Annotated in this window: 17 protein-coding genes; 15 read left to right on the top strand and 2 right to left on the bottom strand. The window is 60.1% G+C overall.

All coding sequences use genetic code 11. The annotated features are described in order from the left end of the window. Positions 1-6: 6 nt before the first annotated feature. Positions 7-2652 (bottom strand): pyruvate dehydrogenase (acetyl-transferring), homodimeric type, encoded by a 2646-nt coding sequence (aceE, locus tag ACQ4LH_RS05085; RefSeq protein WP_090249839.1) that lies wholly within the window; start codon positions 2650-2652, stop codon positions 7-9. 267 nt (positions 2653-2919) lie between these two features. Between aceE and glnE the strand changes: the two genes are divergently transcribed. The 15 genes from glnE to ACQ4LH_RS05010 all read left to right on the top strand — a co-directional run bounded on the left by glnE (position 2920) and on the right by ACQ4LH_RS05010 (position 20884). Beyond that, the gene (gene glnE / locus ACQ4LH_RS05080) at positions 2920-5868 is read left to right on the top strand and encodes a bifunctional [glutamate--ammonia ligase]-adenylyl-L-tyrosine phosphorylase/[glutamate--ammonia-ligase] adenylyltransferase (protein ID WP_430696213.1); all 2949 of its coding nucleotides are present in this window, start codon (positions 2920-2922) and stop codon (positions 5866-5868) included. Positions 5869-5953: 85 nt separating this feature from the next. Next, complete coding sequence (locus tag ACQ4LH_RS05075; RefSeq protein ID WP_430696212.1) at positions 5954-6877, top strand: branched-chain amino acid transaminase; 924 nt, start codon at positions 5954-5956, stop codon at positions 6875-6877. Positions 6878-6989: 112 nt separating this feature from the next. Beyond that, positions 6990-8024 (top strand): lipopolysaccharide heptosyltransferase II, encoded by a 1035-nt coding sequence (gene waaF / locus ACQ4LH_RS05070; RefSeq protein ID WP_430696211.1) that lies wholly within the window; start codon positions 6990-6992, stop codon positions 8022-8024. Between the two features lies 1 nt (position 8025). Then, on the top strand, positions 8026-9027 hold the full coding sequence (gene waaC / locus ACQ4LH_RS05065; protein ID WP_430696210.1) for a lipopolysaccharide heptosyltransferase I: 1002 nt from the start codon (positions 8026-8028) through the stop codon (positions 9025-9027). Further along, a complete protein-coding gene (locus ACQ4LH_RS05060) occupies positions 9027-10148 on the top strand; it encodes a glycosyltransferase family 4 protein (protein ID WP_430696209.1) in 1122 nt (373 codons plus the stop codon). Before waaC ends, ACQ4LH_RS05060 begins: the two co-directional genes overlap by 1 nt. Further along, entirely contained in the window at positions 10145-10951 is an 807-nt protein-coding gene (gene rfaP, locus ACQ4LH_RS05055; protein WP_430696208.1) for a lipopolysaccharide core heptose(I) kinase RfaP, read from the top strand. Before ACQ4LH_RS05060 ends, rfaP begins: the two co-directional genes overlap by 4 nt. After that, a complete protein-coding gene (locus ACQ4LH_RS05050; RefSeq protein ID WP_430696207.1) occupies positions 10951-11685 on the top strand; it encodes a lipopolysaccharide kinase InaA family protein in 735 nt (244 codons plus the stop codon). Before rfaP ends, ACQ4LH_RS05050 begins: the two co-directional genes overlap by 1 nt. Next, a complete protein-coding gene (locus ACQ4LH_RS05045) occupies positions 11682-12428 on the top strand; it encodes a lipopolysaccharide kinase InaA family protein (protein WP_430696206.1) in 747 nt (248 codons plus the stop codon). The genes ACQ4LH_RS05050 and ACQ4LH_RS05045 overlap by 4 nt, the downstream gene beginning before the upstream one ends. Further along, positions 12425-13885: a lipopolysaccharide kinase InaA family protein gene (locus tag ACQ4LH_RS05040; protein ID WP_430696205.1), complete on the top strand. Its 1461-nt coding sequence runs from the start codon at positions 12425-12427 to the stop codon at positions 13883-13885. Before ACQ4LH_RS05045 ends, ACQ4LH_RS05040 begins: the two co-directional genes overlap by 4 nt. 14 nt (positions 13886-13899) lie before the next feature. Further along, positions 13900-15654 carry a carbamoyltransferase family protein gene (locus ACQ4LH_RS05035; RefSeq protein ID WP_430696204.1) on the top strand — a complete coding sequence of 585 codons (1755 nt, stop codon included), beginning with the start codon at positions 13900-13902 and terminating at the stop codon, positions 15652-15654. After that, complete coding sequence (locus ACQ4LH_RS05030; protein ID WP_430696203.1) at positions 15641-16774, top strand: glycosyltransferase; 1134 nt, start codon at positions 15641-15643, stop codon at positions 16772-16774. The genes ACQ4LH_RS05035 and ACQ4LH_RS05030 overlap by 14 nt, the downstream gene beginning before the upstream one ends. A 7-nt stretch (positions 16775-16781) precedes the next feature. Further along, entirely contained in the window at positions 16782-18044 is a 1263-nt protein-coding gene (locus ACQ4LH_RS05025; RefSeq protein WP_430696202.1) for a capsule biosynthesis protein, read from the top strand. 36 nt (positions 18045-18080) lie between these two features. Further along, complete coding sequence (locus ACQ4LH_RS05020; RefSeq protein ID WP_430696201.1) at positions 18081-18812, top strand: glycosyltransferase family 25 protein; 732 nt, start codon at positions 18081-18083, stop codon at positions 18810-18812. 10 nt (positions 18813-18822) lie between these two features. Continuing rightward, complete coding sequence (locus ACQ4LH_RS05015) at positions 18823-20004, top strand: O-antigen ligase family protein (protein ID WP_430696200.1); 1182 nt, start codon at positions 18823-18825, stop codon at positions 20002-20004. Between the two features lie 61 nt (positions 20005-20065). Beyond that, positions 20066-20884 (top strand): lipopolysaccharide core biosynthesis protein, encoded by an 819-nt coding sequence (locus ACQ4LH_RS05010; protein WP_430696199.1) that lies wholly within the window; start codon positions 20066-20068, stop codon positions 20882-20884. Here the strand turns inward: ACQ4LH_RS05010 and ACQ4LH_RS05005 are convergent. Then, positions 20854-21468 (bottom strand): lipopolysaccharide kinase InaA family protein, encoded by a 615-nt coding sequence (locus ACQ4LH_RS05005; RefSeq protein WP_430696198.1) that lies wholly within the window; start codon positions 21466-21468, stop codon positions 20854-20856. The genes ACQ4LH_RS05010 and ACQ4LH_RS05005 overlap by 31 nt on opposite strands. Positions 21469-21473: the final 5 nt, after the last annotated feature.

Raw genomic sequence — 21473 nt, 5'->3', positions numbered from 1 at the left:
CGCTCCTTAGCAGTCCAGTGGGTTGAGTTTTTCCGGGTTGATGCCGAACTTGACGATGGCCTCGGCCACCACCTTCGGTTCGATATCACCACGGTCGGCGAGTGCTTCCAGGGCAGCCAGGACAACCCAGTTGCGGTCCACTTCGAAGAAGTGGCGCAGCTTCTTGCGGCTGTCGCTGCGGCCGAAGCCGTCGGTGCCCAGCACCTTGAATTCCTTGCTCGGCACCCACTGACGAATCTGTTCGGCAAACAGCTTCATATAGTCGGTGGAGGCAATCACCGGGCCTTTACGACCGCTCAGGCATTCTTCCACATAGGTCTGCTTGGGCTTCTGGCCCGGGTGCAGGCGGTTGCTGCGTTCCACGGCCAGGCCGTCGCGGCGCAGTTCGTTGAAACTGGTCACGCTCCATACGTCTGCAGCGACGTTGAACTCGTCACGCAGAATCTTCGCCGCTTCGCGCACTTCACGCAGGATGGTGCCGGAACCGAGGAGCTGCACGTGGTGCGCGGCTTCCTTCTTGTCCTCTTCGAGCAGGTACATGCCCTTGATGATGCCTTCCTCGATGCCGGCCGGCATGGCGGGCTGCTGGTAGGACTCGTTCATCACGGTGATGTAGTAGAAGACGTCCTGTTGCTGCTCGGTCATCTTCTTCATGCCGTCCTGAATGATCACCGCCAGCTCGTAGCCGTAGGTCGGATCATAGGTGCGGCAGTTGGGGATGGTCGCAGCGAGCATGTGGCTGTGACCATCCTCGTGCTGCAGGCCTTCGCCGTTCAGCGTGGTACGCCCAGCGGTGCCGCCGATCAGGAAGCCACGGGTACGGCTGTCGCCAGCGGCCCAGGCCAGGTCGCCAATACGCTGGAAGCCGAACATCGAGTAGAAGATGTAGAACGGCAGCATCGGCTGGTTATGGCTGCTGTACGAAGTACCAGCAGCAATGAACGAACTCATGGCGCCGGCTTCGTTGATGCCTTCTTCGAGAATCTGGCCCTTCTTGTCCTCGCGGTAGAACATCACCTGGTCTTTATCCACCGGCTCATACAGCTGGCCGACCGAGGAGTAGATGCCGAGCTGGCGGAACATGCCTTCCATACCGAAGGTACGTGCTTCGTCCGGGATGATCGGCACGATGCGCGAGCCGATGTCCTTGTCCTTGACCAGCTGCGCGAGGATGCGCACGAAGGCCATGGTGGTGGAGATTTCACGGTCGCCCGAGCCGTCGAGGATGGCCTTGAGGGTGTCCAGCGGCGGCGTCGGGATGCTGAAGCTCTTGGCGCGGCGTTGCGGCACGAAACCACCGAGGGCGGCGCGGCGTTCGCTCAGGTAACGGGCTTCGGCGCTGCCTTCTTCCGGCTTGAGGAACGGCAGATTTTCCAGCTCGTCATCCTTGACCGGGATGTCGAAGCGGTCGCGGAACTGCTTGAGGCTGTCGACATCGACCTTCTTGGTGTTGTGCGCGGTGTTCTTCGCTTCACCGGCGCCGGTGCCATAACCTTTGACGGTCTTGGCCAGGATCACGGTCGGCTGCTCTTTGTGGTTGACCGCCTGGTGATAGGCCGCATAGACCTTGTACGGGTCGTGGCCGCCACGGTTGAGCTTCCAGATCTCGTCGTCGGACAGATCGGCAACCATCGCCTTGAGTTCCGGCGAGTTGAAGAAGTGCTCGCGGACGAACGCGCCGTCCTTGGCCTTGTAGTTCTGGTATTCGCCGTCGATGACTTCGTCCATGCGGCGTTGCAGGATGCCGTCGACATCCTTGGCCAGCAGTGGGTCCCAGAAGCGGCCCCAGACCACCTTGTTGACGTTCCAGCCACCGCCACGGAACACGCCTTCGAGTTCCTGGATGATCTTGCCGTTGCCGCGTACCGGGCCGTCGAGGCGCTGCAGGTTGCAGTTGATGACGAAGATCAGGTTGTCCAGCTTTTCGCGGCCAGCCAGGGAGATCGCGCCGAGGGATTCCGGCTCGTCGCACTCGCCGTCGCCCATAAAGCACCAGACCTTCTGCTTGCCGGCCGGGATAAAGCCGCGTGCTTCCAGGTACTTCATAAAGCGTGCCTGGTAGATCGCCTGAATCGGGCCCAGCCCCATGGAGACGGTCGGGAACTGCCAGAAGTCCGGCATCAACCAGGGGTGCGGGTAGGACGACAGGCCTTGGCCATCGACTTCCTGGCGGAAGTTGTTCATCTGGTCTTCGGTTATGCGGCCTTCCATAAAGGCGCGGGCGTAAACGCCGGGCGATGCGTGGCCCTGGAAGAAGATCAGGTCGCCGCCGTGCTCCTCGGTAGGAGCCTGGAAGAAGTAGTTGAAGCCGATGTCATACAGGGTCGCCGAGGACGCGAAGCTGGAGATGTGGCCGCCCAGGTCCGAATCTTTCAGATTGGTGCGCATCACCATGGCCAGCGCGTTCCAGCGTACCAGCGAGCGAATGCGGCGTTCCATAAACAGGTCGCCAGGCATGCGTGCTTCGTGGGTCAGCGGGATGGTGTTGCGGTAGGGCGTGGTGATCGCATACGGCAGCTGTGAACCACTGCGGGTGGCCAGCTCGCCCATACGGGTCATCAGGTAATGTGCGCGGTCTTCACCCTCGTTATCGAGGACGGACTCAAGGGCGTCCAGCCATTCCTGGGTTTCGACGGGATCGAGGTCTTGCATGGCTTGCTCCAGGGCGGAAAGGCTTCCAGAATCGGAGGCCAGGTTTCGTGGCCGACTTCGTGAGTGGCCGCGTGAATTCTTGGATTGACCGGGGGTAGGACCGGCTGCGTGTAGTTTTACTACATTCCGACGCCGATTTCAGCCTTTTGGATACAATCTTTGGTAGTAAAACTACAATTATTTTTCTGTCAGTGATCCGCCCAGCTCTAGAGTGGGTGTTTGTCATCCGTGATCGCTGCACTGGCAGATCGCTAAAAAGGATAGACCATGAGCCTGCCCGCGCTGGCCTCTTTACCTGCTGCCCTGGCCCACCTTGTTCCCCGTGCTGAACAGTTTCTGCAGCAGGCGTTTGCCGCGCTTGGCGGCGAGGCTGCGGCGGCTTTTGCGGGTTGGCCGAGCGAACGACTTGCGGCCTGGCAGCGAGTGGCTGCGGCCAGTGATTTTGTGGTGCAGCAGGGCTCGCGTGACCCGCAAATGCTGCTCGCGCTAGCCGCCAGCGGTGAGCTGGAACGCAGTCTGGGGGCGGGCGAATTGCGCGGCCAATTGGCCCAGGCGCTGGAGGAGTGTGCCGATGACGACGAGCTGGGGCGACGCCTGCGGCGCTTCCGTAACCGTCAGCAGCTGCGGATTATTTGGCGCGATATCAGCCGTCAGGCCGACCTCATCGAAACCTGCCGCGACCTTTCCGATCTGGCCGATGCCTGTATCGACCTGGCTTATCAGTGGCTGTATCCACGCCATTGCACGCAGTTCGGCACGCCCATCGGCCGGCGCAGCGGCCAGGCGCAGCATATGGTCATCCTCGGTATGGGCAAGCTGGGCGCGCATGAGCTGAACCTGTCCTCGGACATCGACCTGATCTTCGGCTATCCCGAGGGCGGCGAAACCGAAGGGGTGAAGCGCCCGCTTGATAATCAGGAGTTCTTTATCCGTCTCGGTCAGAAGCTGATCAAGGCGCTGGACGTGATCACTGTCGACGGCTTCGTCTTCCGCACCGACATGCGTCTGCGCCCGTACGGCTCTTCCGGTTCGCTGGTGTTCAGCTTTAACGCCCTGGAGCAGTACTACCAGGATCAGGGTCGCGACTGGGAGCGCTACGCGATGATCAAGGCGCGGGTTGTCGGCGGCGATCAGGTCGCTGGCGCGCAGCTGCTGGAGATGCTGCGGCCGTTCGTTTACCGGCGTTACCTGGATTTCTCGGCAATTGAAGCGCTGCGCGCCATGAAGCAGCTGATCCAGCAGGAAGTGCGGCGCAAGGGCATGGCCGAGAACATCAAGCTGGGTTCTGGTGGCATCCGCGAAGTGGAGTTTATCGCCCAGGCCTTCCAGCTGATTCACGGCGGTCGCGACCTTAGCCTGCAGCAGCGCTCGCTGTTTGCCGTACTGAATACCCTGCGTGATCAGGGTTACCTGCCGCCGGCGGTGACCGATGAGTTGCGTGACGGTTATGCCTTCCTGCGTTATGCCGAGCATGCACTGCAGGCCATCGATGACCGGCAGACGCAGATGCTCCCGGACAACGATCAGGACCGTGCGCGTGTGGCCTTTATTATGGGCTTCGACAGCTGGCAGGCGTTCCACGAGCAGCTGATGCACTGGCGCGGCCGGGTGGATTGGCACTTTCGCCAGGTGATCGCCGACCCTGATGAAGAGGAAGGTGGCGAGCCGGTCGAAGAAGCCGTGGGCTGCGAATGGTTGCCGCTCTGGGATGATGTGCAGGACGAAGAGGCCGCGTGCCGGCAGCTGGCCGAGGCCGGCTTTGCCGAGCCGCAATCGGCCTGGCAGCGCTTGGCAGGGCTGCGCAACGGCAATCAGGTGCGCGCCATGCAACGCCTCGGTCGTGAACGTCTGGATGCCTTTATCCCGCGCCTGCTGGCGCAAGCGGTGGAGCATGAAAATCCCGACCTGGTGCTGGAGCGCGTACTGCCGCTAATCGAGGCCGTGGCGCGGCGTTCGGCCTATCTGGTGCTGCTCACGGAAAACCCTAGCGCACTGCAGCGTCTGCTGACCCTGTGTGCGGCCAGCCCGTGGATTGCCGAGCAGATCACCCGCTTCCCGCTGCTGCTCGATGAGCTACTTAATGAAGGGCGGCTGTTCAAGCCGCCACTGGCCCCCGAGCTAGCCGCCGAGCTGCGCGAGCGGCTGATGCGCATTCCCGAGGAGGATCTGGAGCAGCAGATGGAGGCGCTGCGTCACTTCAAGCTGGCGCATCGCCTGCGCGTCGCCGCCTCGGAAATTGCCGGCACTCTGCCGCTGATGAAGGTCAGCGACTACCTGACCTGGCTGGCCGAGGCGATTCTCGATCAGGTGCTAGCCCTGGCCTGGAGCCATACGGTGAGCAAATACGGCGCGCCGCGTCGTCCTGACGGCAGTATCTGCGACCCGGATTTTGTCATCGTCGGCTACGGCAAGGTGGGTGGCATCGAACTGGGCCATGGTTCGGACCTCGATCTGGTGTTTATCCACGATGGCGACCCGCATGCGGAAACCGATGGCGAAAAGTCCATCGACGGCGCGCAGTTCTTCAACCGCCTGGGTCAGCGCATCATTCACCTGTTGACCACCCAGACCAACTCCGGCCAGCTCTATGAAGTCGACATGCGCCTGCGGCCTTCCGGCGCGGCGGGCCTGCTGGTCAGCTCGCTGGGCGCCTTCGAGCGCTACCAGCAGGGCGAGGCCTGGACCTGGGAGCATCAGGCGCTGGTGCGGGCACGGGTGCTGGTCGGCTGTGCGCGGGTTGGCAAGGCGTTCGAGGCGGTGCGCGCCGGCGTGCTGGGGCGTGAGCGCGACCTGGCCACCCTGCGCACCGAGGTCAGCGAGATGCGCGCGAAGATGCGCGACAACCTCGGCAGCAAGGCCACGGCGGCTGGTACGGCAGCGAATGCCTTCGAGGCCACCGCGCCGTTCGACCTCAAACAGGACGCCGGAGGTATCGTCGATATTGAATTTATGGTGCAATACGCGGCCCTGGCCTGGTCGCGCCAGTACCCGGAATTGCTTGAGTTCACTGACAATATTCGCATTCTGGAAGGGCTGGAGCGGGTTGGCTTGCTACCGGGCGAAGATGCCCGCTTGCTGCAGGATATCTACAAGGCCTACCGCTCGGCGGCGCACCGCCAGGCCCTGCAAAAGCAGCCTGGGGTGGTCAGCGGTGATCAGTTTGCCGATGAGCGGCGCACGGTGATGCGCATCTGGCAGGAACTGGGCTTGAGCTGAAGCAGGCTGAGCTGAATTTGAGGATGTCGGGTACCCAGGGTGGCCGGCCAATGTTGTACCAATCGAGTTTGAGGAGCAGGCAACTATGTCGATGGCCGATCGTGATGGCGTGATCTGGTATGACGGCGAGCTGGTGCCGTGGCGCAACGCGACCACCCACGTGCTGACCCATACCCTGCACTACGGCATGGGCGTGTTTGAAGGCGTGCGCGCCTACAACACCCCGCAAGGCACGGCGATTTTCCGCCTGCAAGCGCACACCGACCGCCTGTTCGACTCGGCCCACATCATGGGCATGAAGATCCCGTTCAGCAAAGACGAGATCAACGAAGCTACCCGCGCTGCCGTGCGTGAGAACAACCTGGAAAGCGCCTATATCCGCCCAATGGTGTTCTACGGATCTGAAGCCATGGGCCTGCGCGCCAGTGGCTTGAAAACCCAGGTGATCGTTGCGGCCTGGAGCTGGGGCGCCTATATGGGCGACGAAGCCCTGCAGGTTGGCATCAAGGTGCGTACCAGCTCCTTTACCCGCCACCACGTGAACATCTCGATGACCCGCGCCAAGGCCAACGGCAATTACATAAACTCGATGCTGGCGCTGCAGGAAGCCATCTCCGGCGGTGCCGACGAGGCCATGCTGCTGGATACTGAAGGCTACGTGGCCGAGGGCTCGGGCGAGAACATCTTCCTAGTGCGTAACGGCGTGATCTATACCCCGGAAGTCACTTCCTGCCTGAACGGCATCACCCGCAACACCATTCTGACTCTGGCAGCCGAGCATGGCCTGGAAGTGATCGAGAAGCGCATCACCCGCGATGAGGTGTATATCGCCGATGAAGCCTTCTTCACCGGCACCGCCGCCGAAGTCACGCCGATTCGTGAAGTCGATGGCCGGCAAATCGGCGCAGGCCGTCGTGGCCCGATCACCGAGAAGCTGCAAACCGCCTATTTCGACCTGGTAACAGGTAAAACCGATGCCCACGCTGAGTGGCGCACCCTGGTTAAATAAGCTGCTCGCGTGTGCCGGATGGGGTTCCATCTGGCGATGCAGGCTAGGCTGATAGTCGAGCGTTGAGTCTGTCCGGGAGGCGAAAGCCTCCTTGGTCGTTTCTGGAAGTGGCATGAAAATACTGATCGTAGGCCCCAGCTGGGTGGGCGACATGGTGATGGCGCAGACGCTGTTTCAGTGCCTGCAACAACGCCATCCCGGTTGCGCAATCGATGTGCTGGCCCCCGAGTGGAGCCGGCCGATTCTCGAACGCATGCCCGAAGTGCGTCAGGCCTTGAGCTTTCCGCTCGGCCATGGCGTGCTGGAATTGGCGACGCGGCGCAAGATCGGTAAATCCCTGGCCGGCCAGTACGACCAGGCGATTCTGCTGCCCAATTCGCTGAAATCCGCGCTGGTGCCGTTTTTCGCCGGTATCCCCAAGCGCACCGGCTGGAAGGGCGAGCTGCGCTATGGCCTGCTCAACGACATGCGCACGCTGGACAAAGAGCGCTACCCGCTGATGATCGAGCGCTTTATGGCGCTGGCCTTCGAGGCCGGTAGCGCGCTGCCGCAGCCCTATCCGCGTCCAGCCTTGCAGATCGACTCGCAGAGCCGCGACGCCGCCCTGGCCAAGTTTGGCCTGAGCCTGGATCGCCCGGTGCTGGCGCTGTGCCCAGGAGCTGAGTTCGGTGAAGCCAAGCGCTGGCCGAGCGAGCATTACGCCAAGGTCGCCGAGCTGAAGATCCGAGCCGGCTGGCAGGTGTGGATATTCGGCTCGAAGAATGATCACCCGGTCGGTGAGGACATTCTCAGTCGGCTGATTCCTGGCCTGCGTGAGGAGGCGGTGAACCTGGCCGGCGAAACCAGCCTGGCTGAAGCCATCGATTTGCTGTCTTGCGCCGGCGCCGTGGTGTCCAACGATTCTGGCCTGATGCATGTGGCGGCAGCGCTGAATCGCCCGCTGGTGGCGGTCTACGGCTCGACTTCACCGGGCTTTACCCCGCCGCTGGCCGAACAGGTGGAAATCGTCCGTCTGGGTCTGGAATGCAGCCCGTGCTTTGATCGCACCTGCCGTTTTGGCCACTACAACTGCTTGGGCCAGCTCAAGCCACGCCCGGTGATCGAGGCGCTGGATCGCCTGGTCAGCGACCCGGTCGAGGTTGAATAGCTTGCGGGTACTGTTGATCAAAACCTCTTCGCTGGGCGATGTGGTGCACACCTTGCCGGCGCTGACTGATGCTGCGCGGGCGATTCCCGGCATTCAGTTCGACTGGGTGGTGGAGGAGGGGTTTGCCGAGATTCCCGCCTGGCACCCGGCCGTGGCGCAGGTGATTCCGGTGGCCATCCGCCGCTGGCGCAAGCACCTCTGGCAGACCCTGAAAAATGGTGAGTGGAAGCGCTTTAAGCAGCGGCTCGGCGAAACCAAGTACGACCTGGTCATCGATGCCCAAGGCCTGCTGAAAAGCGCCTGGCTGACCCGTTACGTCAAGGCACCGATTGCCGGTCTGGATCGTGATTCAGCGCGTGAACCGCTGGCCAGTCGCTTCTATGATCGCTGCTATAGCGTGCCGCGCGAGCAGCATGCCCTTGAGCGTACTCGCCAGTTATTCGCCCAGGCGCTGGGCTATGCGCTGCCAGCGGGCGTCGGCGACTACGGCCTGAATCGCGCGCAACTGGCCGATCACGCGCCGCAACCTTACTTGCTGTTTCTGCACGGCACCACCTGGCCAAGCAAGCATTGGCCGGAAGCCGATTGGCGTGCGCTGGCCGAGCAGATGAGTGCACAAGGCTGGGCTGTGCGCCTGCCTTGGGGCAATGCAACCGAGAGAGCACGCGCCGAACGGATCGCCGCCGGCATTGAAAACGCCGCGGTGCTGCCCAAATTAAATCTTGCAGGTGTGGCTAAAGTGATTGCCGGCGCCAGTGCCTGCGTGGCGGTGGATACCGGGCTGGGCCATCTGGCCGCTGCGTTGGATGTGCCGAGTATTTCCCTGTACGGCCCGACCCTGCCGGGGCGCGTAGGTGCCTATGGTCGTGGTCAGGTGCACCTGTGCGCCACAGGGCCGAATGCTGGCTCGGGTGATCGACACAAAGCCTGTTTCGATGGTCTGGATGCCGAGCGTGTCGCCACACAATTGCAGGCCCTGTTGCTGGCCGAGGACGTTGTCTGATGCAGCTCGCGTTTATCCTCTACAAATACTTCCCGTTCGGCGGCCTGCAGCGCGACTTTATGCGCATCGCCCTGGAGTGCCAGGCGCGCGGCCATGCCATTCGCGTCTACACGCCGATCTGGGAAGGTGAAGTGCCTGCGGGCTTCGAAGTGGTGGTGGTGCCGGTCAAGGCGCTGTTCAACCATAAACGCAATGAAAAGCTTACCGCCTGGGTCGAGGCTGACCTGGCCAAGCGTACGGTGGATCGGGTGATCGGCTTCAACAAGATGCCCGGCCTGGACGTCTACTACGCCGCCGATGGTTGCTATGAAGACAAGGCGCAGACCCTGCGAAACCCGTTGTACAAACGCTGGGGGCGTTACAAGCACTTTGCCGATTACGAGCGGGCGGTATTCGCCCCCGAATCGAAGACCGAGATTCTGATGATCTCCGAAGTGCAGCAGCCGCTGTTTATCAAGCATTACCACACCCCGCTGCAGCGCTTTCACCTGCTGCCGCCGGGCATCGCCGCAGACCGTCGCGCGCCGGCCAATGCGGCCGAAATTCGTGCCGAGTTCCGCGCCGAGTTCAAGCTGGCGGAAAACGACCTGCTGCTGGTGCAGATCGGCTCCGGCTTCAAGACCAAAGGTCTGGATCGCAGCCTCAAGGCCCTGGCCGCCCTGCCGCGGGAGCTGAAGCAACGCACCCGACTGATCGCCATTGGTCAGGACGATCCGCGTTCGTTCCAGCTGCAGGCCAAGGCGCTGGGCGTGTCCGATCAGGTGCAGATTCTCAAGGGGCGCAGCGATATTCCGCGTTTTCTGCTCGGTGCCGATCTGCTGATCCACCCGGCTTACAACGAGAACACCGGTACCGTGCTGCTGGAGGCGCTGGTCTCCGGTTTGCCGGTGCTGGTGACTGATGTCTGCGGCTATGCCCACTACATTGCCGAAGCGGATGCTGGGCGGGTGCTAGCCAGTCCGTTCGAGCAGGAGCGGCTTAATCATCTGCTCGCCGATATGCTCGCCGACGATCAGCGCCGCGCCTTCTGGGGGCGCAACGGTTTGGCTTATGCCGACAGCGCCGATTTGTATTCCATGCCGCAGCGTGCGGCCGACATCATTCTGGCGACACGTCCATGAAATTGGTACTGGCTGGACCCTTTAAAAGCCTGTGGGCCGGTAAAGATCCCTTTGTTGCCGTCGAAGCTCTGCAGGGCCAGGTGTACCGCGAACTTGAAGGCCGCCGCACGCTGCGTACCGAGGTCGATGGGCGCGGTTACTTCGTCAAGATCCACCGCGGCATCGGCTGGGGTGAAATCGTCAAAAACCTGCTCACCGCCAAACTGCCAGTGCTCGGCGCACGCCAAGAGTGGCAAGCCATTCAGCGTCTGAAAGAAGTCGGCGTTGCAACCATGACCGCCGTGGCCTACGGCGAGCGCGGCAGTAACCCGGCGGCGCAGCATTCCTTTATCGTCACCGAAGAACTGGCGCCGACCACCGATCTCGAACAACTCAGCCTGAACTGGGCGCAGCAACCGCCCGAGCCACGGCTGAAGTGGGCGTTGATCAAGGAAGTGGCGAACATTGTCGGCAATATGCACCGCGCTGGGGTCAATCACCGCGACTGCTATATCTGCCACTTTCTGCTGCACACCGATAAACCGATAACCGCCGACGATTTCCGCCTGTCAGTGATCGACCTGCACCGCGCCCAAGTCCGTAATCAGCTGCCCTTGCGCTGGCGCAACAAGGACCTGGCCGCGCTGTACTTCTCCGTACTGGATATCGGCCTGACCCAGCGCGACAAGCTGCGCTTTTTGCGCGCTTATTTTCAACAGCCATTGCGCCAGACGCTCAGCGCCGAGCACACGCTGCTGGCCTGGCTGGAGCGCAAGGCAGAGGCGCTGTATGCGCGCAAGCAGCGTTATGGAGATGCGCTCTGATGGCAGGTTGGACTCTCGTTCAGCAGTACCAGGCGCTGTCTGCTGACTTCGGTGATCTGGATGCAGTATTCGCCTTGAAAGGGGAGCGCTTGACCAAGGATCCACTGTCAGAGGTTATCCGTGTTGAGCGGGGCGGCGTGCGCTACTACGTCAAGCGTTACTGGGGCGCAGGCAAGGGTTTGCGACGCTATATCGGTCGGCCGCGGGTCAAGGCTGAATGGCAAAACCTGAAAAACTTCGCCAAGTGGGGCGTGCCGACGGCGGCCATTGTTGGCTATGGCTTGGAGCGTGAGCTCGGGTGGTTTGTCCGCGGTGCGTTGATCACCCGCGAATTGGACAGCACCGAGGACCTTGCACTGTTGGCCACGCGTGATGACCCGCGCTTGCGTGATAACGCCTGGGTCGGTTCCGTCAGTTGCCAGTTGGCGCGCTCAACACGTGCGCTGCACGATCATCACTTCACCCATAACGATCTGAAGTGGCGCAACTTACTGGTCAATGACCAGGGAGAGCTGTTTTTTATTGATTGTCCGACCGGCTCATTCTGGTGGGGGCCGCTCTTGCGCTACCGCATCATCAAAGATCTTGCCTGCCTGGATAAAGTTGCTAAGTACAAGTTGTCGCGCAGCCAGCGTCTGCGCTTCTACTTGCAGTACTGCGAGCGTGAGCGCTTGAGCTGCACTGACAAACGGCGGGTGCGGCAGATAGTGAAGTTTTTCGAGGGCAGGGAATGAGTGACTTTATTGCGGCGCAGGATCGCGCCTTGCTTGAGCGGCATGGGCTGACCAGCTTCGAGGCGTTATGGACGCTGCAACTGGAAGCGGTGGATGAGCCCAATACCGAACGTGGCGGCTGGAGTAGCGTATATCGGTTGGATCTCGACGAGGCCGCGTTTTACCTCAAGCGCCAAAGCAACCACCTGACCCGCAGCTTGTTGCATCCCTTCGGCGAGCCCACCTTTGCCCGCGAATTTCGCAATATTCGCCGTTATGCGGCGCTGGGTATTCCCGCGCTGCAGGCGGCGTTTTTTGCCGAGCGCAAATTGCCGGGTGAGCGGCGTGCTGTGCTGCTGACTCGCGCTCTGGATGGCTGGCAGGATCTGGATGCCTGGTTACCCGGTTGGGCTGCGCTCGAAGAGGCGCGTCGTGCGGCAATTCTCAAGGCCTGTGGTGAGCTGGCGCGGCGTCTGCACCAAGCTGGGCAGATGCATGGCTGCTTTTACCCCAAGCATATTTTTCTGCGCGAGAGCGCTGAAGGCTTCGTGGCACAGCTGATTGATCTGGAAAAGACCCGCCCATTGCTGTTCGGTCAGCGTGATCGAGTAAAGGATCTGGAACCGTTATTGCGCCGCGCCAGTGTGTGGAGCGAGGCGGAGGTCGGCGTGTTGCTGGCGGCCTATCTCGGCGAAGCGGTTGATCTCGGCGGCTGGAGTGAGCGTCTCGGTGCCCGCAGGCGTCACAAGGAGGCGCGGCGATGAATTTGGCGGGTCTCAGTCAGGCTGGCCGCGCGCCAGCGTTGCCGCTGACCATCGAGTTGGCTGATGCGGCTGGCTCGGCTGAGCTGACCCTGCAGCGCCTGCTGCGCGTATTACCCGGGCAGCGCTATGTCGCCCAGGCCGAATGGCGCGGGCGGCCGGTGCTGGCTAAGTTGCTGGTCGGCGACAAGGCTGCACGACATTTTCAGCGCGAGCGTGATGGTGCGCGCGTGCTCGCCGAACTAGGGCTGAATACGCCGCTGCTGCTGGCCGAAGGTTTGCGTGATGGTGAGGGCGGCTGGCTGCTGTTCGAGTACCTGGAGGGGGCGCAGAGCCTGTGGGACGCTTGGCGCGCTGTGGAGCATCAGCCGTTGCTCAGCTCCGATCAACAGACGGTGCTGGCCGATGCGTTGGTCAGCATCGCGCAGATGCATGCCAAGGGGCTGTGGCAGGCGGATCTGCATCTGGACAATCTGTTGCGGCATAGCGGCCAGTTGTTCGTCATTGATGGCGGCGGTGTGCAGGTCGAAACGGCCGGCCAGCCGCTGTCGCGCGGCAAGGTGCTGGAAAACCTCGGGGTGTTCTTTGCCCAGCTGCCAGCTGAGTTGGCGCCCTTTATCGAAGAGTTGCTGGTGCATTACTTGCTGGCCAACGGTGAGCATGCATTGCCGCTGGAAGCGTTGCTCAAAGAAGTGGACAAGGTGCGCAAATGGCGTTTGCGCGATTATTTGCGCAAGATCGCCCGCGATTGCAGCTTGTTCGCGGCGAAAATCGGTGCATTTGGCCTGCAGGTGGTGCGCCGGGACAGTCAGGCCGAGCTGCAGCCGCTGTTGAATAACCTGGACCTACTCACCGAGCAGGGCCATATCTACAAGACCGGTGGTGCGGCCACCGTGGCGCAAGTGCAGCTGCAAGGCCGGCCGCTGGTGGTCAAACGCTATAACGTGAAGAGCTTCGCCCACTGGCTGAAACGCTTCTGGCGGCCCAGCCGCGCCTGGCACAGTTGGGCTGAGGGCAATCGCCTGCAGTTTTTGGGTATCGCCACCCCGCAACCATTGGCCGTGCTAGAGCGGCGCTGGTGCTGGCTACGCGGGCGTGCCTACCTGATTACCGAATACTGCGGCGGGCAGGATATAATCGCGCGCTTTCAGCCATACCAAGATAGAACACCCCCGGAAACCGAGCTGTTGGCGCTGGATCGTTTGTTCGCTGCCTTGTTGCGCGAACGCATCAGCCACGGTGATTTCAAGGGGCACAATCTGTTTTGGGATGAAAGCCTGGGTCGCTGGTCGCTGATAGACCTCGACGCCATGCAGCAGCACCGCAGTGCGCGCAGTTTCGCCAAGGCCTATGCCCGTGACCGCGCCCGTTTCCTGCGTAACTGGCCCGCCAATTCGGCGCTGCACCAGTTGCTCAACCAACGTATACCGCTGACGCCCGCCGTCGGCTCAGCAGACTAGAAGAGGCAAAACCAGTGGCACTGACCATTCTCGGCCTGTCCGGCGCCCTCAGCCATGACCCTTCCGCCGCCCTGTATATCGACGGCAAGCTGATCGCGGCCGTCGAAGAAGAGCGCTTCGTGCGCGACAAGCACGCGAAGAACCGCATGCCCTATGAATCGGCCAAGTTCTGCCTGGAACAGGCTGGGATCAAGCCGTCCGACGTCGACGTCGTGGCGATTCCATTTGCGCCAATCAGCATCTTCGAGAAGGCCCGCTGGCAGTATGCCAAGCGCTATTGGTATGCGCCGGATCGCGCGATTGACGCCATCCTCATGGGCAACCGCCGCTACAAGCGTTACTACAAACATATCCAGTGGTGCCTGCAGCAACTCGGCTTCGACCTGAAGAAGATCAAGATCGAGCCAGTCGAGCACCACCTGGCCCACGCCGCCAGTGCTTATCACTGCTCGGGCTTCACCGAGAAAACCGCGATTCTCGGCATCGACGGCAAGGGTGAATACGCCACCACCTTCTTCGGCTACGGCGAGAACGGCAAGATCCACAAGATCAAGGAGTTCTACGATCCGGATTCGTTGGGCGGCCTGTACGGCGCGATCACCGAATTCCTCGGCTTTGAGATGCTCGACGGCGAGTTCAAGGTCATGGGCATGGCGCCCTATGGTGATGCCAGCAAGTACGATTTTTCGCGCCTGGCCAAGTTCGAGAACGGCGAGCTGATCATCAACACCGAGTACGCCAACGTCATCGGCCTGCGCCGTTATAAAGAGAACGGCAAGGGCTTCTACTTCTCCAAGAAACTGATCGAGTGGCTGGGGCCGAAGCGCCAGGGCGATATCGCCGATGATCCTTACATCCACTACGCCGCTAGCATGCAGGCGCTGTTCGAGAAGCTGGCGCTGCAGATGATGGAGCACTACCTGGGCGACATCATCCGCGAGACCGGCAAGATCGCCTTCGCCGGCGGCTGCGCGCTGAACGTAAAGCTAAACCAGAAGATCATCGCCCGCGATGATGTGAAGGAATTGTTCGTCCAGCCGGCTTCCGGCGACGCTGGCACCGCAGTTGGCGCGGCTGCCTACATCTCGCACCAGCGCGGTGTGCCGGTGGAGAAGATGGAGCACGTTTACCTCGGCCCGTCTTATTCCAACGAAGATGTGATCGCCGCCTGCGCTCGTCACCCGAGCAAGCCAGTGTTCAAACAGATCGACAACATGCCGCAGCGCATCGCCAAGATCATGGTCGATGCCAACCCGGTGGCCTGGTTCCAGGGCCGCATGGAGTTCGGCCCGCGTGCCCTTGGCGGTCGTTCGATCATCGGTTGCCCGAGTATTCCGGGAGTGGCAGACCGTATTAACGAACAGATCAAGTTCCGCGAGCGCTGGAGGCCTTTCTGCCCGTCGATGCTCGACACCGTTGGCCCGCAGATGCTCAAGGTCGATCACCCGAGCCCGTTTATGACCTTCACCTTCGAAGTCAACGAAGAGTGGAAGACCCGCGTCGGCGAAGTGGTGCACGAAGATGGCACCTCGCGCGCCCAGGTGCTTAAGCGCGAATACAACCCGCGCTACTACGACATGATGCTGGAGCTGGAGAAACTTACCGGCAACGGCGTGTCGCTGAACACCTCCCTGAACCGCCGCGGTGAGCCGATGATCTGCTCGCCGACTGACGCGCTGAACATGTTCTACGGCTCCGACCTGCAGTACCTGATCATGGAAGACATCCTCGTGGTCAAGGACGGCAAGGATTGGTATGACAATGTCTGAGGTCGCTGGGGCTGGTCAGCCGTGGGTTTTGCAGTTCTGCCACGGTTATGACGGTCCCTTCCTCGACTGTGCGCGGCAGTACGCCGCGCTATTTGTCGGTACGCCTTACAAAGTGTGTACGGTCTATCTGACTGGCAAACCGAGTGCAGAAGTCGAGCAAGGCTCGGCCTCTGACGAGGTGGTTTTTCTCGACTATTCCAGTCGGCAAGTGCGTGGCCTCAAGCTCAAGGCGATCCGCGATCTCAAGCGCATCGCCGCCTCGCGCGACTTCAAGTTCTGTATCGCCCACCGCTTCAAGCCTATCTACGTCGCCCTGCTGGGCAGCGATCTACCGGTGATCGGCGTGCATCATGCGTTTGGCGACTACAAACGGCGTACGCGTCAGCTGTTCGCCAACCTCTTTCGCAAACGCCTGGCTTTGCTCGGGGTCTCCAATGCCGTGCGCGATGATATGCGCGCCTGCTTGCCGAACTGGCCGACCGAGCGTATCGAGACGCTGTACAACCGCATTGATATTGCCGCGGTGCAGGCCGAGCAGGTTTCTCGTGAGGCCGCTCGAGCGCACCTCGGGTTGCCGCAGGATGCCTGGGTGGTTGGCAATGTTGGCCGTCTGCATCCAGATAAGGATCAGGCCACGCTGATTAAAGGTTTCGCCCAGGCTTTGCAGCAATTGCCGGTCGGCAGTCTGCTGGCAATCATGGGAAGCGGGAAGCTGGAAGAGTCATTGAAAAGCCTTGCCAGTGAGATCGGGGTGAGTGATTCGGTGCGTTTTCTTGGTCAAGTGGTGAACGGGCGTAACTATTTCAAGGCGTTCGATGTTTTCGCTTTGACGTCTGATCATGAGCCGTTTGGCATGGTACTGCTGGAGGCCATGGCTGCTGGCGTGCCGGTGATTTGCAGTGATTGTGGTGGCGGGCGCGAGGTGGTGATCGACAGTGGTCGGCTGTTCCCGTTAGGCGCTGCTGCGGCTCTGGCGCAGGCGTTGATAGAGCAGGCCCAGACCACCGATAACTTGGCGATGCTGCAACAGCGGATGGTGCAGCGCTTGCAAGCAGAGTTTTCCGATCAGGCCGTGACCCAGCGCTTCAGGGCGCTGCCGTTGCTCAACTCGGTTATGTGAGCCTGCCATGACCCATGATGTTGCTGCCAACCCCTGGCTGGAAAAGGCCCGAGCCCTGGATCGCTATCGCTGGCTGTTGCTGCGTGAGCGCCACGGGGTGTTTGCCAGTGCCTTGCGTTTCGCCCGTGAAGCCCTCGGCGACTGGTGGTTTGGTCTGCGCGCCAAACGACGCCTGGCGGCCACTGTTGTCGCCGAGCCTTGTGATTTCCTGCTGCTGCAATCGGCTCCCAAAGTCATCGCCTTTCAGCGCAAGAAGCTATTGATCGAAGAGTTGCGCAGGCGTGGCCATCATCTGGTCGAGACCGCGCTGCTGGAGCCGAAACAGATACTGCAGCAGCGGTTGTTAAAGGTACCGCCTTTTACGGTGTCGACCCGCTACTTCGGTCTGGCGGCCTATGCTGAATGGTTGGTCGAATGCCACCAGCCGCGCATCCTGCTCAATGACCGCAATGGCAGCTTGTATGCGCCGTTTCTGCGTCTGTCGCTAAACGCCCGTCAACGTCTGTTGGTTCATCTGGCTCATGCCTCGACCGTGGAGAGTTCGCGGCGTTTGGGCATGAACGATTACGACTATTACTTTCTGTTTGGGCAGAGTTCGCTGGAAGCGCTGCAAGCGCGGACGTTACGTTTTGGTAGTTCGCAGGCTGTGCTGGCGGGCTCGCATATGATTGACAGCGCTTACGACCTGCCGCCGGCTGAGCCGTCCCTGCGTACTGTGCTGATTCTCGGCGTTGGCCCGGACAAGGAGAAGGAGGCGGGCTATCAGGCCACCTACGCGCTGCTGCGCGACTGGGTCGCCGCGCACCCTGAGTATCAGGTGTTGGTTAAGGCTCATCCACGTAGTCAGGTGCCGTTCTGGCAGCAGGCCGCCGCTGCGTTGGCTAACCTTCAGGTTTTACCCGCCAACTGCACGCTAGCCGAGGCCCTGGGGTGTGCATCACTGGTGATCAATATTATGTCCAATGCGGTGATTGAGGCCGCTCTGGCACAAAGGCCGCTGATCTATGTAAATGCTAGCGGCGAGTCAGACATCTTTGCTCAGGACAGTTTTTTCGGCGAGCGTGTCGAGTGTGCTGACCAGTTGCAGCAAAGGATTACGGACATTGCGGTTGACTACGTAAGTAGCCTGCAGCAGTCAGCCCGATTTGCCGACTATCACTTGGCTCAGGGTATCGCTGGGCTGGAGCAGACATGCGCCTTGCTCGAAGGCTTGCTGCGTAACGAGCGTATCAAGAACCTACCTCTGGCACAGAGTCTGGTTGCTGAATAACTACTAAAAGCAGGTTGCTGCCGTTTGAGTGATGCCATGACCGAATTGTGTTTTGAACATGCATTTGTCATCAATCTTGATCACCGTACTGATCGTTGGGCGAGGATGACCGAGAGTTTGGCGCAGGTCGGTATCGCTGCTGAGCGCTTCTCCGCTATCAGTGTTCGTGATCTGATCGGTGATCAGCCATCTGTGGCACTCAAGAGTTTTCTCCAGCGAGTTGATGGCCCTAGTCCTTCTGCAGAGCACAAACTGCAGACGACCTGGGCATGCATGCGCAGTCATCTGGCGATTATTCGCATGGCGCGTGATTCAGGCTGGCCGTCGGTACTGATTCTTGAAGATGACTGCGAGTTTGAGCCCTATACCCGCACTGTGCTGAATCGGGCCTGCAAACAACTACAGGGGCGTGAGTGGGGCGTGCTTTACCTTGGTGGTACCTTGAAGAAGGGTGGCAAGAAAGTTGCCGTCTCCGCGAACCTCTCGGCTGTCAGCCGTATTCGCCTAGCTCATGCTTATGTGGTTAACGCCAGTCTCTATGAGCGGATCCTGCGCGAAGCACCAGAGTCGGGATTACCGCTCGACTGGTACTATTCGGAAGTTCTGCAAGCTTCATCCAATACTCTTATGGTGCGGCCGACTCTGGCGTATCAGCGTTTATTTGATATGAGTGATATTGAACAGGTCGAGCGTAGGCCTAAGTACAAAACACGCCAGATGCTTCAGCGCTGGTGGGCAAGAACTCGTTACGGCCGCTCGTCGTACTAATGGAGCAACTATGAACCATTCATTGCCAGCCTCGCGCTTGCCCAAAGTTTTGACGCGATGGCTTGCCTTTGGCTTCGCATGGCTATTGCTAGGTATGTTCTTGCTACCGACCAGCAAGCTCTATCAGCAGGGGCTGATCCTGTTTTTCTGGTTGCCGGGTCTGTTAGCGGTATTTGCCATCCCGGTTGTACGACGGTCGTGGGATTGGGTGCTGTTGTTCCTGTTTGCTCTATCAGTATTCTGGGCTGGGCTATCGATAATCTGGGGAGGCGAGCCGGACCGACTTAAGGAGTTGCTCTATGTCTGCCTTGCGGTTAATGCAACGGTAGCCTTGGCAGCGCTAAACCCGCGCCTGCTTTGGCAGGTCCTGTTGGGTTGTGCTGTGCTGGGGGCGGCATTAGCCTGGTGGTCGCTCTTCTACTTTTATGTTTGGCAGGGGCAGTCCCTGGATATGCGTATTGTGGCCACTGGTCTACTTAATCACACGATCCTTGCCTCCCATGTGATGGGGGTCATGGGGCTTGTACTGCTATTTATGCGCGGCTGGTTGCCTCTGCGTTTTCAAGGCTGGCTATGGGTATTAGCGTGCCTCGGCTATCTCGCCTTTATGGTGATGTCACGGAGCAAAGGTCCTATCATTGCGTTGGTGGCGTGTTTGGTGCTTTCCGGTCTGTGGTCGAACTCTCGAACGGCATGGTTAACCGGTGGTTTTGCCGTGCTTACAGCGGGCTTGGGTGCTTGGCTATTGCCCGATCAACTACTGCGTGGCGGCTTGTCCTATCGGCCACAGCTGTTGGAGCAGGCGTGGGGGTTATGGTTGATAAATCCTTGGCAGGGTTTGGGGGTCGGCGCGGAATACAAATTGTCGATTGTTGAGTTGGGCCGAAGTTTTGAACATGCACACAACCTTTACATGCATATTGCTGTGCAATTGGGCATGGTGGGGTTGCTGTTATGGCTTACTCTGCAGTCGGGCGTAGCCTGGCGTGCGTGGTCTGCGAGGTCGGGGGCACCAGGGCGAACGCTCTGCGCCCTTTGGTGTTTCGCGGCAGTGGCCTTGCTGACCGATGGCATTGGCCCATGGGTTAAGCCTCGTGAGGAGTGGTTTACAGCCTGGCTGCCAGTGCTTTTGGGGTTTGCGCTGTTTACTGCGCGTTATGACGAGCCATCGCCTGCACCACGCTCCGAATAGCTGTTGGCTGCGAGTGCTGTTGTAGTGTGGTGGTTGCGCTAATGGTATTAAGGGGGTACGGGTGCTGACAGGCCGCCGCATTACAGATACTCAGTCTTTCGAAACGTTACGAGGCATGCATTCGGGGCCTTTATTTCTTGTCGCTTCGGGGCCTTCCGTGGGAGCGTTTCCACTAGAGCGCTATGCGCAATACCCCATGATGGCGATGAATGGTTCTGTATGCCGATTCGCCAATACCGGAGTAACCCCGTTTTTCTACATTTGTGATGACAGTGCCTTTGTGCGGGATCGCTTATCGCTGATTCTGCAGGGGGTGGAGTTTGCCGAAAGCCTTGCTTTCAGCCCAAGGGTGATCGAGGCTCTAATTGCCCAAGCGCCTGATGCTCTTGTTGGACGCTCTGTTTATGGTTTTGAACGTGCCAATCGGCCTGTCGACGGGCGTGAGCCGATGGGCGATCGTCAGTTTGCCTGGGCTGCTCGCAAGGATGCCGATTTCGAGTGCGATTTCTCGCTGTTTCGCCAGAAACGCAATCGCATTGGTTTCAGCCGTAATATCGATAAAGGCTATTTCAGTAGTCGCACAATCCCCTACACCGGAATCCAGTTGGCCTATCACTTGGGGTTCCAGCAGGTCTTCGTAGTTGGGATGGACTTGGATTCGAGCAAAGGCCGTTTCTACGAGCAGGGTGATGATGCAGTTGGTAGCCGACTGGATGGCGATTACGAGGACTACATTCTGCCGTGTTTCGAGCTGATGGCTAAACGGGTGGTTAGTCCAGCTTTCCAAGTCTACAACCTGTCGTTAGAAAGCCGTCTACCAGGCACTGTGCTACCCAAGCTGCCTCTGGATCAGTTAGATGCCTTGCTGGCCGCCTTGTAGGCGGCCAGTAGTTCCTCCCACGGAAAATTATCCACCTTGCGCCGCTGCAGGTAGTTGCGCAGGTGCTGGAAGTTGCGGCGAATCAGCATGCGCCCCAGTGGTCGGCTTTTGAAACGAATATCGAGAAAATCGATCAGGCCGAAGTCGCCCTCTGGAGTGCGCAGAATGTTGCCTAAATGCAGTGAGCGGAAGTAGATGCCACGCTGATGCAGGCGGTAGATATAGGCGGCCAGTTGCGGTAGTAGCACGTCGAATTGTTCGCGGTTTTCGCGAAATAGGCGGTCCAGCGGCTGGCCGGCGAGCGGTTCGTAGAGGCAGGCGCTGACAAGTGTACTGCGGTCGATCCAGCATATTTCGCAAATCGTTGGTGTGTGTATACCTGCAGCCTGCAAGCGGCCGGCTCGATCATCGAATCGTGCCGCGTCGGGGCGCAGGCGAGCAAGCAAGGGCAAGCGGCGGCTGCGGAAAATTTTCAATAATTTGCCATCGGCGAGGCGAATTACCTTGGCACCATGGCTGTCTTTTTCCAGTACCTCGCCATGGCTCAGCCAATCTTGGAATTCTTTCGCTGTTACAATCCGCATCTTAT

The organism is Pseudomonas peli (assembly GCF_050563605.1).
In the GTDB taxonomy this organism is placed as follows: Bacteria; Pseudomonadota; Gammaproteobacteria; order Pseudomonadales; family Pseudomonadaceae; genus Aquipseudomonas; species Aquipseudomonas peli_A.
This window is presented reverse-complemented; position numbering and strand designations above follow the sequence as displayed.

What these genes read in the sequence shown, in the direction of transcription:
- ACQ4LH_RS05045 (WP_430696206.1), top strand. Translation starts at nt 11,682, where the DNA reads ATGAGTGACTTTATTGCGGCGCAGGATCGCGCCTTGCTTGAGCGGCAT.
- ACQ4LH_RS05060 (WP_430696209.1), top strand. Translation starts at nt 9,027, where the DNA reads ATGCAGCTCGCGTTTATCCTCTACAAATACTTCCCGTTCGGCGGCCTG.
- glnE (WP_430696213.1), top strand. Translation starts at nt 2,920, where the DNA reads ATGAGCCTGCCCGCGCTGGCCTCTTTACCTGCTGCCCTGGCCCACCTT.
- rfaP (WP_430696208.1), top strand. Translation starts at nt 10,145, where the DNA reads ATGAAATTGGTACTGGCTGGACCCTTTAAAAGCCTGTGGGCCGGTAAA.
- ACQ4LH_RS05015 (WP_430696200.1), top strand. Translation starts at nt 18,823, where the DNA reads ATGAACCATTCATTGCCAGCCTCGCGCTTGCCCAAAGTTTTGACGCGA.
- ACQ4LH_RS05020 (WP_430696201.1), top strand. Translation starts at nt 18,081, where the DNA reads ATGACCGAATTGTGTTTTGAACATGCATTTGTCATCAATCTTGATCAC.
- aceE (WP_090249839.1), bottom strand. Translation starts at nt 2,652, where the DNA reads ATGCAAGACCTCGATCCCGTCGAAACCCAGGAATGGCTGGACGCCCTT.
- ACQ4LH_RS05040 (WP_430696205.1), top strand. Translation starts at nt 12,425, where the DNA reads ATGAATTTGGCGGGTCTCAGTCAGGCTGGCCGCGCGCCAGCGTTGCCG.
- ACQ4LH_RS05030 (WP_430696203.1), top strand. Translation starts at nt 15,641, where the DNA reads ATGACAATGTCTGAGGTCGCTGGGGCTGGTCAGCCGTGGGTTTTGCAG.
- waaF (WP_430696211.1), top strand. Translation starts at nt 6,990, where the DNA reads ATGAAAATACTGATCGTAGGCCCCAGCTGGGTGGGCGACATGGTGATG.
- ACQ4LH_RS05050 (WP_430696207.1), top strand. Translation starts at nt 10,951, where the DNA reads ATGGCAGGTTGGACTCTCGTTCAGCAGTACCAGGCGCTGTCTGCTGAC.
- ACQ4LH_RS05075 (WP_430696212.1), top strand. Translation starts at nt 5,954, where the DNA reads ATGTCGATGGCCGATCGTGATGGCGTGATCTGGTATGACGGCGAGCTG.
- ACQ4LH_RS05005 (WP_430696198.1), bottom strand. Translation starts at nt 21,468, where the DNA reads ATGCGGATTGTAACAGCGAAAGAATTCCAAGATTGGCTGAGCCATGGC.
- ACQ4LH_RS05025 (WP_430696202.1), top strand. Translation starts at nt 16,782, where the DNA reads ATGACCCATGATGTTGCTGCCAACCCCTGGCTGGAAAAGGCCCGAGCC.